Below are 13506 nucleotides of genomic sequence, written 5' to 3'. Positions count from 1 at the left end.
ATATACGTTTAGTTATTTTCAATAAAAGGGCGATTGAGAACTGAAAGACATAACCCTGAATGTACTTCTTTGCGGGGCAGTGAGGAGAGGCTTTTATGTGAAAACAGACCATTCATGTTAGTTCTGTACCGCATGTTTGATATAGGCCCGGCAGATATTACGCGTCAGGTTCATTAACAGGATGAAGGACTGTTCTCCGTCGATTTCCGGCAGGCTGGCAAACAGGTGATCGCTGATGCGCAGCACCACCGACCCGGTGACGGGTGTTACATCCCCAATGACAGGGTTCATCGAAAGCATGCTGATAAAGCCCACGCACTCACCTGGCTCCAGCACGTTGACGATCTTGTTTTCTTTGTGCGGACCGCAGTAGAGCGTGCTGTTCCCTTCAATCAGGATATAAAAGCCGTTGGGCCGATGGCCTGCAGAGAACAGCCGGTCGTTCTTTTCAGTGCGGTAGATCTCGGCCTGGTCCAGTAAATGCCCGACAAAATCCTGATTCAGTGCACCAAATACCGATAACTCCTGAAGATGCCCGACAGGGTAGTCCTTATCAAACTGTGTTCTGGATATTTTCAACATGGTAGAGGCCCCGATTTCTCTTACTGCAGTTTAGTTAAGCCAGAGAGGATTGCACCGTGAAGGTTAAGAACCCCAGCGTACCAATGAGTTTTTGAAATGGGTGGGGGCTTTGATTCAGAGCCCGTAAAAGATCTGATTTTATCCTTGTTTTTGATATAAAAGCACTACATATTAAGCACTTAGGGCTTTAGGTATACGGCAACAGGTACACAGTCCGTCATTAATACATGCATGCTTGTTTTTATCGGAGGAAAAAGGCAGTGCAGTCTGAAAGTCTTTTGGATTCAGGTTATTGCCGTTTTTCTTGCTACCGGCTGTGGTCGAAAAACACGTACGCTTGTTTGTAAAACAATATTGATAGTTTCAAAACTAATTGGCACTTAGCAGTAAGGAATGGATTAAGTAATGAAAAAAGTGTTGGTAGCATCAGTTTTAGCGGCGTCATTTTTATCCGGATGTGCCTCCGTCCCGATGGAGTCGGCTGAAAAAACAGAACAGGCAAAGAAGTTTAACGCGCCTTCTGAAGGTAACGCTGGTCTGTATATCTACCGTGCAGGTGCATTCGGTGGTGCTTTGAAGAAAGACATTTGGGTCGACGATAAATGCATTGGTGAATCAGCGCCTGATGTATTTTTCTATGAAGAGGTTGTGGGTGGCGTAGAGCACAAAATATCGACAGAGTCAGAGTTTTCACCCAATGATCTGCTTGTTAAAACAGAAAAAGGGAAAAACTATTTCTTCAATCAGTATATAAAACTGGGCGCTTTTGTTGGCGGTGCGAATATCGAGCAGGTTAACGAAGCGGAAGGTAAGGCGGCGATTGCAGGTTTAGCGATGGCGAAAAAAGGAACCTGCAGTAAATAGTGTAACACCGCTGGTTACTGCTATTGCCAGGTAGTACTTGCTTAAAGTGCTATCTGGCTGAGGCTAAAGAAATCTAGGGCAGGCCGGTTTTCTTGCTCATCCAGAAGGCTGGAAAAAGGAGAGGTCTGACCCCGTATCCTTTGAAGATCAAAGAGGATAACGGAGGCCGGAGTCAGATTAACACATAAATCTCCGGCCCTTTAAAGCTCCCTGGTACGAAGCTGGGTGACCTCTACAGCTCCTGCATCAGCTGAATATAATTCCCGCAGGTATCATCCAGTACCGTAATTTTAACGGTGCCCGCTTCAGTCGGCGGCATAGAAAACGTCACCCCCAGACCGATGAGCCTCTGGTATTCTTTTTCTATGTCATTCACCTCAAAAGAGGTGCAGGGGATACCGGCTTCTTTAAGGGCGTGCTGGTACACTTTAGCGGGTTCAAAGGCCATTGGCTCCAGCAACAACTCAACGCCGGATTGTTCATCAGGGGAGACGACCGTCAGCCATTTGTGTTCTCCCAGTGGGATATCCTTTTTTTTAATAAAGCCTAAAATGCCGGTGTAAAAATCCAGCGCTTTATCCTGATCTTCAACAGGCACACTGGTAACGTATATTCTGATCATCTCTTTAAAACTCTTTGCGGGTTAGTGAGCAGATAAAGCATAACTGTGTTCCCGGGCGAATACTTATTCCCGATTGCTGTTATGCATGCGCTGATATTCTCTGGGGGTGTTACCGGTGCATTTTTTAAAGACGGATGAAAAGGTTGGCATGCTTTGGTAACCGACGTCCAGGCAAGCCTGAGTGACCGGCATACCTGTTTTAATCAGGTCTTTGGCTTTAGAAATGCGTAAATCTCTCAGGTAGACTCTGGGGGTTAAGCCATACATTTGCTGAAAGATTCTGACAAAGTGAAACCGGGACATACACGCCGCTTTAGCCAGATCGTCCAGTTCCAGCCGCGCTGAATAGTGCGTATCCATGAGTTCCCGGGACTGCCGGACCTGTTCATATTTTTCCGGTGGCAATACCTCTTCGCGGTAGATGCGTTCCAGTTCAGCTTGGAAAAATGATTTGGGTGCGTTCGGCATTCGGCTACTTACAGTCAGAGTGCAGGTTCTGTCTGACTTTAGCACAGTTTAGTGATGGCCCGAGCTGAAGAACCCTTTGCCGAAAGCCTGTGTGTGCAGAGTGGCATTGGGGTGTGATCTGCCCCGGGAGCTCATTCTGAGAAGGGGAAAGGTGTGCCGGGTAACTGATCTGTTCAGTTACCCGGCCATATGAGTATTACAGTAAAGGGTGGTTGCTGATCAGGGCAGAGGTGGCAATGAACAGGCTATAGCCAAAGAAGATCAGAAAGATTCCTCCGGCAAGGCGCAGATAGTTGGAAAGAAAATGATAGGCTCTGGTACTGATGCCGTCCGGTCCGGAAATGAGACGTTCCAGCCGGGTACGGGCGTACACGGTCGCAATCGCCATTAAACTGACAGACAGTCCGGTTCCTAAGCCCATCATCACAGTGGCAAATACTCCATAGGAATAAACATCCACGAGGTGTGCGTAGATCAGCACAATGATTGCACCGGAGCAGGGCCGGAATCCCATGGAAAGAATCACGGTGAGTGTCTGTAAAACTGACTGATTCTTTACCGGGGCGTGGGCATGGGAGCAGCCGCAACCGGAGCTATGGGAATGATCATGTGAATGGTTGTGTGTATCGCTGTGGGAATGATCATGTGAATGGCTGTGTGAGTGATCGTGAGAATGATTATGATGCTGGTGATTATGATAGTTTGCGGATTTAAGCCGCTTAAACAGATTAGCAATGCGATCCGTTTTCAGAAGCACACGCACAGCTTTGAAAGTTAAAACCAGCCCCAGCAGCATGACCAGAATATAGCTGACAATGGCTACATTGGTTCCGTAGTTCTGCACGTCGGCTAATTGAAACGCCAGATATCTGGCCAGCAGGCTCACCAGCGTAATGGCAACAACGGATTGCATAATTGCGGACAGCATGGCGACAATCACACCATGGCGAATGCTCTCTTTGCCGGTGCCCAGATAGGTGATAATTACCGCTTTGCCGTGACCGGGTCCTACCGCATGAAAGACACCGTACAGGAAGCTGATTGCAATAAGGGCGCCACCAAATTTTGCAGGATTCTCTGTTACCTGGCTAATATGATTCGCCATGGTTTTATGCAGCTGTAGCTGCACCTCAACAATTAAGCCCATCAGGGAAGCCCAATTAAAATACAGGGCAGAAACCAGGGTAACCGTTAACAGGCAGGTTAACAGGTTGATGATGATCTTCTGGCGATTATGCTGAAATGCTGGGCTGATGGCTTTCATATATAGACTTCTGCTGTTTAATGTTTCTGATTGCAACTGATACGTATGGTTTCGGCAAAATATTTACCTAAGCCGTTGGTTTCACGCTGGCTCCGGTCCAGGCTCATTGCGTAGTCAATAATGTCTTCAGTCGGGGCGGGTTGTTCGAGTGTGCTGGAGCAATCTATGTCGCTGTTAGCGGTTACTGAGATATTGCTGTTTTCGGTGTGCATCATGGCGATATAGTAGGTGGGATCGAAAATCTGCCATTCAATTGTTTTATTATCGAGGGGGATTTCGGGCGCGATATCAAACAGAATTTCCATTTCAAGAAATTGTCCGGTGCCTTCATCCTGAGAATATAGCCGGTAGCTGGCCGGAGCGGGCAGTGGGACGGATGTATTATTGATATTCAGCAGCGAAAAATAATTATAATCTGCCAGGTCTGTAATCATTTTACGGGCAATTATATTCAAACCTTTTTCTTCATTTTTATGCTCATTTAATACGTCAGCTAAGGTGATCATTGAGTAGTAAATGTCGAACTTCCACGTCTGCTTAATTTGCGTCAGCCTGTTCTGGCTATTAATTGTGAAGCCGGATTTCAGGTCGATCCAGTTATGCGGGTGGGCAGATGTCAGGGATGCGTAGCAGGCAAGCAGGACTGATAAAACCAAAGACATGAAAATCCGGAACTGTAATGTCATGTTGCAGGCTGCCTGTTTGGATGGTCGGGAGTGCTCATATTCATTCTGAATACATGCCGGTGAGATGCTAAGCCCATCTCTGGCTGTCAGTGTTAATTCGCATAAATGTTATAATATAACATTTATATAATCCAGCTTTCCTCTGCGGCTGGTGTTACCTGAGTGTTGCGCAGGGAAGGTCGCCCTAAGGCGCCTTGCTCTCTGTGGGCGTTCTATTGATAAACATCAGCATGGCAGAAGGCAACGGAATAGAGTTTTGGGATAAAAATAAGATTGTTGCCGGATATCAGCAGGGTAATAAATGCTGTCAGGGGACGTGTCGGATTTGGTAAACAGTATTGGACGTTTATAAGAGAAAAGACGGCAGTAGGCTAACTGTGTGGAACAGACTGAGATGAGCCGGTGTAAAAAAGCCTTAGCAGCTTTGGTCTGCTAAGGCTTCTTCATTCAGGAATATCCGGCGTACAGTTGCCTTAAGCTATATGTAGCATCAGGATGCCCGCCGGATAATGCAGGTACTGACTTATTGTGTCAGATCCAGCCCCTGCTGCCAGAAGGCAATTTCCATGCGGGTAGCCGTGGTGAAATGCTTCTGCAGCTGTTTGCCGCGGCGGGAGTCCGCCGGGATTTCTGCAATCAGTTCATCGAAGAATGCTGTGGTTGCATAGGCTGCTTCCTGATATTCCTCACCGGCATACATGTCGATCCAGTTGGCATATGGATTGCCTTCAATGACGCTGTTGCCGGTTTCAGTCAGATACTGACCCACGTGGGCGTAACCCAGTGCACAGGGCACCAGTGCCGCGTACAGATCGGCCAGGTCACCCTGCAGGCCTGCATCGATCAGATAGCGGGTGTAGGCCACGGTGGCAACAGCCTCAGGCAGTTCCAGAATATCATTTTCCTGCAGACCCCAGGACTTGCAGTAGTCTATATGCAGGCTGATTTCGTGCTCCACCAGTGCAGAGAGAGACGGCAGGCTGGCACGCATCTGATGCGGGCTGTCGCTCTTGAATACCGCCAGCGCGTGGGCACGGGCGTAGTGAATCAGGTAGAGGTAATCCTGCTGCAGATAGTGGCGGAAGCTTTCATTGGCCAGTGTGCCCTGGCCAAGCTGCTGCACAAAGGGGTGTTTGATGTACAGGTCCCAGTCTTGCTGGCAGCCTTTAATCAGATCCTGATGGTTCATAGTCTGTGTTCCTGTGCTGTGTCCGGCGTTACTGAACGATGTAGTCAGTGGCTTTCGGCAGTGTTTTAATCACGCCGTTGTCGAACAGGAATTGGGCATAGTTGTCATAACGGCCCAGATCAGCTGCCTGCGGGCGCAGGGCGAAACGGATCAGGGTGTCTTTCCAGGCCAGACGGTTCAGTTCGGTATCCAGCTTGTTACCGTCGCCGTAAGACTTAAACAGTTCCCAGGCTTCATCCGGGTGATTAACGGTGAACTGTGTTGCCAGTTCCAGCGCCCGGTTAAACTTCTTCAGCATGTCTTTATCGATTTTGTTGCTGTTAGCAACCACAACCAGCTCGTCGTATGGCGGAATGCCTTCTTCTTCAACGAAGAATGCCTTGCCTTCAAAACCTTCCATGCTCAGCTGATGCATTTCAAAGTTACGGTAGCCGCCGTAGATGGCATCTACCTTGCCGGTTGCCAGTGACGCAGACAGGGACCAGCCTACGTTGATCAGTTCCACGTTGTCGATGCTGGCGCCGTTTTTCTTCATCATGGTGCCGATGGTAGCATCGACCAGTCCGCCGTCGAAGGCATAACCGATTTTCTTACCTTCCAGATCCGCCAGAGAAGTGTAGCCCTTATCTTTCAGAACCATCACGGTATTCAGCGGGGTGGCGATCAGGGTTGAAACCCGGCTCAGGGGCAGGTCTTCAACCACATCACGGATCAGCTGCGGCTGATAGGTAACCGCCAGATCAAATTTGCCGGCCGCAACCAGCTTAGGCGGGGTGCTTGGATCAGCAGGTTCGGTAATTTCAATGTCCAGACCCTGGGCTTTAAACAGGCCCTGTTGCTTGGCAACGATAATCGGGCCGTGGTCCGGGTTTACAAACCAGTCCAGCATCAGGGTGACTTTTTCAGCCAGTGCCTGCTGGCTGAACATGATCAGAGCAAAAGCGAGTATTTTTTTCATGACAGTTTCCGTTGTTTCATTTTTCAGGTGTTGTTTGACTTTTCCCGGTACCAGGGAATGGCTTTTTTAAGTAACTGGTCAGTGCTGTAGTACAGCAGGATAGAGAACAGGGCGAGGATAAACAGGGCCGCGAACATGTCGGCAATCTGCATCCGGGCGTTAGCCTGCAGCATCAGGTAACCCAGGCCGCCAGCAGAACCGACCCATTCGCCAACGACGGCGCCAATGGGGGCAACCACGACGGCTACCCGAATACCGGATGCCAGCGTTGGCAGGGCTGCCGGCAGGCGGATATGCCACAGCTGACGCCAGCGGTTGGCGTGCATGGTGGTGGCCAGGTCAAGGTAGCCGGTAGGCGTATGGCGCAGACCGTCGAAGCAGGTGGTAGTGACCGGGAAAAAGATTATCAGCGCTGCCATTATTACTTTGGAGGCCATACCATATCCGAACCAGAGCATCAGAATCGGTGCGAGGGCAAATACCGGGATGGCCTGGCTGGCAATCAGCACCGGCAGTAACCAGCGACGTACCGGATTAAACAGCAGCATCTGCAGCGCTAACCCGATGCCCATGAATAGTCCGAGTAACAGTCCCAGCACAATTTCTGTGAGCGTGATCAGGCTGTGATCCCAAAGCAGTTCCGGATTACTGATCAGCTTGTCGAATACCAGCAACGGTGGTGGCAGTATAAAGGGTGGCATAGAGAAGACCGTTACAATGGCCTGCCACACGCCCAATATAACCAGGCTGGTGACGGTCAGGCGAAACAGTATCTGCCGCCGGCCTGTTCCGTTCTGTACATCCTGCTGAGCGGTGGGGCGGGTTGTAACCGGGGTGACGGGCTTATTCACTGGCGCTCTCCTCACTGAACTGTTCATCCGCGGCCTGAAGGGCAGCTAACAGACGGTGCTGGTAGTCGCCGAGTTCTGCATCCACAGGCCGGGGCACCGGGCTGTCCGGTGTGGCTGCGGCTTTTAACCGTCGCTGCTGAAACAGCCAGACATGCTGGCCCAGCCGCAGGGCTTCCTGCGGGTCATGGGTGATCAGTAATACGGTGCGGCCTTCCAGCGCTTTAAACGCCAGCGCCTGTAAGCGGTGGCGGGTAACAGCATCCAGTGCGCTGAAGGGTTCATCCATCAGTACGATGGGGGTGTCCTGCATTAAGGTACGGGCCAGTGCTACCCGCTGACGCATGCCACCGGATAATGCGTCGGGTAGCAGATGGCTGCTGTCAGCCAGACCCAGCTGGGCCAGCAGTTGGTCGGCGCGGGCATAGTCATCAGCAGAGGGTTTACCTTTGCTCAGGCGAGCCTGCAGGCAGACGTTGTCGCGCACTTTCAGCCAGGGCAGGAGCAGATCCTGCTGGGCCATATAGGCGATCTGACCTTCCAGGGGCTGGCCGTGCTGATCGGTAATTTCACCGCTGCTGTGATGTTGGGGTTCGATTAATCCGGCAAGCCGGCGTAGCAGGCTGGTTTTACCGCAGCCGCTGCTGCCCAGCAGGCAGGTCCATTCTCCGGCAGGCAGTTGCAGGTTCAGTTCACTGAATACCGGTTCAGGGGCATGCTGATATTGCAGGCTAAGCTGGCGGATATTGATTTCGGTGGCGTGCATGGTCTGGATTACCGGGCCTGACGGTAAAAGTGATGCACCGGGCCGGAACCTTCACCAATGCGCAGTTCATCAGCATGTTCAATGGCCGCCTGAATATAGTCTTTGGCCTGCTGAATGGCGTCGGCCATCGCGTAGCCCTGTGCCAGGAACGAGGCTATGCTGGCGGACAGCGTGCAGCCAGTGCCGTGGGTGTTTTGGGTATCGATACGCGGGCTGCTGTAAGTGCGCAGGCCTTGAGCGCCGAGCCAGAAATCGGTGCTGGTATCGGCTGCCTGATGGCCGCCCTTGATCAGGACCGACTTGCAGCCATAGCCGAGCAGTTGTTCGCAATGTGCCGCGGTATCTTCCGCGCTGGCGGTATTCAGTTCCGGGCGTGCTGCCAGTAATGCCTGAGCTTCCGGCAGGTTCGGGGTGATCACATCGGCCAGTGGGATGAGTTCGCTGATCAGGGTGTCGGTGGCATCTTTGGCCAGCAGAACGTCGCCACTGGTGGCAACCATCACCGGGTCAAGCACGACGTATTTTGGCTGATATTTGCGGATGGCTGCAGCCACCGTCCGGATGGTGTCAGCATCGCCCAGCATGCCGATCTTGACGGCATCTACCGCGATATCACTGAAAACGGATTCGAACTGTTGCTCAATGAACGCGCCCGTTACTGGCATAACACCACTGACGCCGCGGGTATTCTGGGCGGTCAGGGCGGTGATGACTGTGCAGGCGTAGCTGCCGGTGGCAGAAATGGCTTTGATGTCTGCCTGTATGCCAGCGCCACCACCGCTGTCGGATCCGGCTACGCTGAGAACGATAGGAGTGTGGGGCTGTGACATGGTGCTTTCCTGCATCTGAGTAGAGATAACGGAGTGAACCGGCAGGAAATGTAATGCTGTAAGCGATGTTTACAGATTTCCTACGCCAATTCACTGGATCAGGTTCTACGGGTTTAGCAGTTGCCATCTCAACCAGAATTCTGGTTCCCCGACTGTATTGGGCGATCATAGAGAGTTGGCTATACAAACACAAATGAAACTTATTGGTATCCAGACGTGTACGCCTAAAGCATGAGTGGCAGCGCGCAGCGCCGGGCTTTCAGGGTGTGTGGCGGGGATCGGGTCGACGGGGCTGTATGCTGGCGTTGAAAAATATTCTGGCAGCAAGGGTTGTGTTTCAGGATTTTCCAAAATACTATGCTGCCAACTAATTCTGTATGCGACAGGTGCAGCCGGCCATTTTTATGGACGGCTGATAATTGGGAAGCCGGTGAGATTCCGGCGCTGCCCCCGCAACGGTAACTACAGTTTGGTCATCAGCAAACCACTGAGCAGTATGCTTGGGAAGGGTTGATGACCGGCATATGCCAACTGTTAAGCCCGGAAACCAGCCTGCGTATCACCCTTATAAAATCGCGGTGGGCGGTTCTGGGCATAAAAGCTTTCTGAAGCTTTTTTTCCTGGGCGTGCTTGTCCGTGTGTGAACTTAGGCGACACATGGCAAAGACATTTCGAAAACACTCTCTGTTCTGCCGGGGCTTCCGGTAACCGATGGCCGTGGCTGATTTGCTGCAGGTTTCAGGGCTGACTGTATCTGGCGATAACCAGCGTTTGCTGCTGGATGACGTCAGTTTCAGTATGCGCCCGGGCGAAGTGGTGGGCGTACTGGGGCCGAACGGTGCCGGTAAAACCACACTGCTGCGCTGCCTGTTTGGTGCTCTGCGCCAGTTCAGCGGATCAGTTCACATCAATGGCCGGGACATCAGTACCCTGACTGACCGGCAACGGGCTTTGCAGGTGGCTGCGGTTACGCAGGAAATGCCTGCTGACTTTCAGCTCAGCGTCCGTTCAGTGATTGCCACCGGCCGTACGCCGCATCAGCACTGGTTTACCGGCAATGATCCGGACGCGGAAAAGGTGATTGATGAGGCGATCAGGCAGTTTCATCTGCGACGCTATCTGGACCGTGATATCAGTGAGCTTTCAGGTGGGGAGCGCAAACGCGTGATGATCTGCCGGGCCCTGGTACAGCAGCCAGAGTTGCTGGTGCTGGATGAGCCCTGTAACCATCTGGACATTGAACATCAGCTCAGCCTGATGCAGTTACTGCGTAAACTGCCAGTCAGCAGCCTGGTGTCTCTGCATGATTTCCCACTGGCGGCCCGCTACTGCGACCGTGTTCTGGTGATGCAGCAGGGACGTCTGGTAGGCGAGGGGACACCTGCTGATGTGCTGACCCCTGAGTTATTCGAAAACGTTTTTGCCGTGCGTGCCAATACCTACTCTAACCCTTGGGAGCAGTGGTCGTTTTATGCCACCTCGCTCCCCTTTTTTTCCTGTACAAAAAAGCAAAAGGACCAAGCACATGCGCACCCTCATCTTCAGCTCAGCGATGCTGTTCGCCAGTCTGGCGCCGCTTAGCCAGGCATCTGAGTTTCCTGTTACTGTTGATAGCTGTGGCCGTACCGTTACCTTTGATGCGGCCCCTCAGCGGGCGGTGATTCATGATCAGAACATGAGCCAGATGGCATTTGCACTGGGTATTCAGAAGCATATAGCCGGTCTGACCGGCATTACCGGCTGGTACAAAACCAGCCCTGAATTTGATAAAGACCGGGGTGACATTCCGGAGCTGGCGCCAAAAAATCCCACCACTGAGAATGTGATCAGTGCCGATCCGGATCTGTTCTTTGCAGGCTGGAATTACGGCATGCGTACCGACGGTGAACTGACGCCGCAAAGCCTGGGTGATCTGGGTGTACCGGTACTGGAGTTGACGGAGTCTTGTGTGCACCTGACCAAGTCCGGACCGGATGCCTCAATGGATTTACTGTATGACGACGTTGTACGCCTGGGTGCCGTATTCGGTGTGAAGGAAAAAGCTGACGCACTGGTTGATGGCTGGAAGTCCCGTCTGGCAGCGGTTGCTGATAAGACTGAAGGCAAAAAGCCGGTTAAAGTTTTCCTGTATGATTCCGGCGAAGACAAGATTTTCACCTCCGGCCGTTTCGGTATGCCTACGGCGCTTATCCGCGCTGCGGGCGGTGAAAACGTGATGGATAACATTGATACCAGCTGGGGCAAGGTGGGTATTGAAGCGGTAATGGACGCTGAGCCTGACTTCTTTATTCTGGTGGATTATCAACAAGGTGGCTGGAAAGGCTCCTGGGAATTCATCAAGAACCATCCGGTCCTTTCTACACTGGATGCAGTGAAGAATGATCGCTTCCTGCCACTGGAATACGGTGAAATTACACCGGGCCCGCTGAACATTCAGGCCGTGGAAAAACTGGCTGAAAAGATGTACCTGAGCGGACGGTAAGCCTTGAGTAAGACCTTCAGGCCGGGACTGATCGGCGGCGCTCTGCTGTTGGTTATCCTGGCACTTTCACTGGCGGGCATCATGATCGGTGTCAGCCAGATTCGTCCGGATCAGGCGCTGGCCATTCTATTGCAGGGCTTAGGTCCTGATATGCTGGGTACTTTCATCGAGCCGGACTGGCGTAAATCTCAGTCGGTCATTATCACTGAACTGCGGGCTCCGCGGGTGATTCTGGCGATGCTGGCCGGTGCCGGTCTGGCTGTGGCCGGTGCGGCTTTGCAGGCGGCGACCCGTAATCCTCTGACTGATCCTTTCTTGCTGGGCGTGTCCTCCGGTGCATCGCTGGGAGCCGTGCTGGTTATTTCTCATGTGGGGTTGGTCATCGGTGCGTATAGCATGCCGGTGTTCAGTTTTGCCGGCGGACTGTTATCTTTTCTGCTGTTACTCATGCTTATCAAGCGGCCGGAAAACCAGCGGCCAGATCGTCTGGTGCTGGCCGGTGTCGCCATTTCATTTTTGCTGATGGCCGGCACCAACGGGCTTATTTTTCTGGGCGATCAGCGGGCGGCGCAGTCAGTGGTGTTCTGGATGCTGGGTGGCCTGGGCCGGGCGCGTTGGGATCTTCTGCCCATTCCTGCACTGATCATTGTGTTGGGTGTGGCCTTTCTGATCTGGCAGGCCCGTAACCTGAATGCCCTGATGATGGGGCAGGAGAGTGCAGCAGCATTGGGTGTATCGGTTAACCGGGCACGGGTGGTTGTATTATTGCTGGCCACCCTGGTGACCAGCCTGATCGTTTCGCTGACCGGCACGATCGGTTTTGTCGGCCTGGTGGTGCCGCATATTATGCGGGCGTTTGTCGGGGGCGATAACCGTACTCTGCTGCCGTTATGCGCGCTGGCCGGTGCGGCTTTCATGCTGGGTATGGACATTGTTGCCCGCATGTTACTGGCCCCGCAGGAACTGCCCATCGGGATTATTACCGGGGCAGTGGGAGGCAGTTATTTCTGCTATCTGTTAGCTCGGCGCTAGCGCTATATCTTGTTCACCAGCCTTTTGCGTAACCGGTAGTTGAGCATAACCGGGCTGTTGAAGCCGTACTGGCTGATCAGATCGTCCAGCAGATTTACTTCCGACAGTTTTATGTAGGCTGCCTGTAATGCCTGGACAACTTGTGGGGAGGTTTCCGGGCTGGCAGCAAGCCAGAGCTGTTTTGACAGATCATCGACGCGTAACACCGGTACAAAGTCATCCGCGTTAAAGCCGAATTCATCAATCCGGTAAGGGAAGCTGTTGACCTGTGGGGCGTAGTCAATGTGCAGGGCGCGGAGCATTTTAATGGTTTGCCGGGTGTGATTAACGCGCACCGGTGTGAAGCCCTGTTCTGTAAAGTAGGTGTCGAGGCTGCCGCCACCCTGAACAGCGACCCGATATTTCTTCAGCGCTTCCAGTGATGCTGGCATATGATCGGGGCCGTCAATATGTTTATAGACGATCACTTCATAGGGTGAAACCGGGCCGATCCAGTGGTACTGGCTTTCCCGCTGTGTATTACGGGATATAGAAAAAAACAGTTTGTTGGGGCCGTCCTGAGACATTTTGATCGCACGCCGCCAGGGGAGAAAGTGAGTACTGCCGATCACCATAGGCTCTTGTTTCGCCGCTTCTTCAACCAATGCTTTGATGAAATCAATCACGTAACCCTTGGGCTGGCTGTCCAGTTCGATTTGCAGGGGAGGGAATTCTTCAGTAATCAGATCAAGCTGAGTGGCTTCTGCTGCATAGCTTAGTGACGCTGTACTGCCGAATATAAAGACGGTTAACAGTCGGATGCAGTATCTGAAAATGAACGGTTGCTTACCGCATGGTAAAAAAAATCTGAAGGTTCTTCTGAACATTCAAGCAGCCTTATGACAACAACGATACTGGTCCCTCATCCATGTTTTA

15 protein-coding genes and 2 riboswitches are annotated in these 13506 nt (G+C 52.1%); of the genes, 4 read left to right on the top strand and 11 right to left on the bottom strand.

Translation table 11 applies throughout. The annotated features are described in order from the left end of the window. Nucleotides 1–117: 117 nt before the first annotated feature. Nucleotides 118–582 (bottom strand): cyclic nucleotide-binding domain-containing protein, encoded by a 465-nt coding sequence (locus tag PCI15_RS13395; RefSeq protein ID WP_271270460.1) that lies wholly within the window; start codon nt 580–582, stop codon nt 118–120. A 405-nt stretch (nt 583–987) separates the two neighbouring features. On the opposite strand from PCI15_RS13395, the gene PCI15_RS13390 reads away from it, so the two are divergent. Then, nucleotides 988–1446: a DUF2846 domain-containing protein gene (locus tag PCI15_RS13390; protein WP_271270459.1), complete on the top strand. Its 459-nt coding sequence runs from the start codon at nt 988–990 to the stop codon at nt 1444–1446. A gap of 232 nt (nt 1447–1678) precedes the next feature. On the opposite strand, the gene PCI15_RS13385 is transcribed toward PCI15_RS13390, so the two are convergent. From PCI15_RS13385 to thiD, 9 genes are all read right to left on the bottom strand, one after another. Beyond that, complete coding sequence (locus PCI15_RS13385; protein WP_271270458.1) at nt 1679–2068, bottom strand: VOC family protein; 390 nt, start codon at nt 2066–2068, stop codon at nt 1679–1681. 63 nt (nt 2069–2131) lie between these two features. After that, nucleotides 2132–2536, bottom strand: coding sequence for a helix-turn-helix domain-containing protein (locus PCI15_RS13380; RefSeq protein ID WP_271270457.1), 405 nt, complete (start codon nt 2534–2536; stop codon nt 2132–2134). Nucleotides 2537–2732: 196 nt separating this feature from the next. Then, nucleotides 2733–3800, bottom strand: a complete 1068-nt coding sequence (locus PCI15_RS13375; RefSeq protein ID WP_271270456.1) for a nickel/cobalt transporter — start codon at nt 3798–3800, stop codon at nt 2733–2735. A gap of 17 nt (nt 3801–3817) precedes the next feature. Continuing rightward, nucleotides 3818–4486, bottom strand: coding sequence for a DUF1007 family protein (locus tag PCI15_RS13370; RefSeq protein ID WP_271270455.1), 669 nt, complete (start codon nt 4484–4486; stop codon nt 3818–3820). 523 nt (nt 4487–5009) lie between these two features. Continuing rightward, the gene (gene tenA, locus PCI15_RS13365) at nt 5010–5675 is read right to left on the bottom strand and encodes a thiaminase II (RefSeq protein WP_271270454.1); all 666 of its coding nucleotides are present in this window, start codon (nt 5673–5675) and stop codon (nt 5010–5012) included. A gap of 28 nt (nt 5676–5703) precedes the next feature. Continuing rightward, the gene (locus tag PCI15_RS13360) at nt 5704–6633 is read right to left on the bottom strand and encodes an ABC transporter substrate-binding protein (protein WP_271270453.1); all 930 of its coding nucleotides are present in this window, start codon (nt 6631–6633) and stop codon (nt 5704–5706) included. Between the two features lie 23 nt (nt 6634–6656). Then, a complete protein-coding gene (locus PCI15_RS13355) occupies nt 6657–7406 on the bottom strand; it encodes an ABC transporter permease (protein ID WP_271274617.1) in 750 nt (249 codons plus the stop codon). A 70-nt stretch (nt 7407–7476) separates the two neighbouring features. After that, nucleotides 7477–8247: an ABC transporter ATP-binding protein gene (locus tag PCI15_RS13350; protein ID WP_271270452.1), complete on the bottom strand. Its 771-nt coding sequence runs from the start codon at nt 8245–8247 to the stop codon at nt 7477–7479. 8 nt (nt 8248–8255) lie between these two features. Continuing rightward, on the bottom strand, nt 8256–9077 hold the full coding sequence (gene thiD, locus PCI15_RS13345) for a bifunctional hydroxymethylpyrimidine kinase/phosphomethylpyrimidine kinase (protein ID WP_271270451.1): 822 nt from the start codon (nt 9075–9077) through the stop codon (nt 8256–8258). A gap of 59 nt (nt 9078–9136) precedes the next feature. Continuing rightward, nucleotides 9137–9238: riboswitch (TPP riboswitch) on the bottom strand. Nucleotides 9239–9444: 206 nt separating this feature from the next. Next, nucleotides 9445–9647: riboswitch (cobalamin riboswitch) on the top strand. Between the two features lie 141 nt (nt 9648–9788). Here thiD and PCI15_RS13340 point away from each other — a divergent pair. Genes PCI15_RS13340 through PCI15_RS13330 form a run of 3 tightly spaced genes read left to right on the top strand, consistent with a single transcriptional unit; the run spans nt 9789 to nt 12591 of the window. Continuing rightward, entirely contained in the window at nt 9789–10658 is an 870-nt protein-coding gene (locus tag PCI15_RS13340) for an ABC transporter ATP-binding protein (protein WP_271270450.1), read from the top strand. Further along, nucleotides 10603–11559: an ABC transporter substrate-binding protein gene (locus tag PCI15_RS13335; protein WP_271270449.1), complete on the top strand. Its 957-nt coding sequence runs from the start codon at nt 10603–10605 to the stop codon at nt 11557–11559. The genes PCI15_RS13340 and PCI15_RS13335 overlap by 56 nt, the downstream gene beginning before the upstream one ends. Before the next feature lie 3 nt (nt 11560–11562). Then, nucleotides 11563–12591 carry a FecCD family ABC transporter permease gene (locus PCI15_RS13330; RefSeq protein WP_271270448.1) on the top strand — a complete coding sequence of 343 codons (1029 nt, stop codon included), beginning with the start codon at nt 11563–11565 and terminating at the stop codon, nt 12589–12591. Between the two features lie 2 nt (nt 12592–12593). On the opposite strand, the gene PCI15_RS13325 is transcribed toward PCI15_RS13330, so the two are convergent. Further along, the gene (locus tag PCI15_RS13325) at nt 12594–13457 is read right to left on the bottom strand and encodes a substrate-binding periplasmic protein (protein ID WP_271270447.1); all 864 of its coding nucleotides are present in this window, start codon (nt 13455–13457) and stop codon (nt 12594–12596) included. Between the last annotated feature and the right edge of the window lie 49 nt (nt 13458–13506).

Origin of the sequence: Aliamphritea hakodatensis (genome assembly GCF_024347195.1) — a bacterium.
Classification (GTDB): Bacteria; Pseudomonadota; Gammaproteobacteria; order Pseudomonadales; family Balneatricaceae; genus Amphritea; species Amphritea hakodatensis.
The sequence above is the reverse complement of the archived record's forward strand: the minus strand, read 5'-3'. Positions and strand labels throughout refer to the sequence as shown.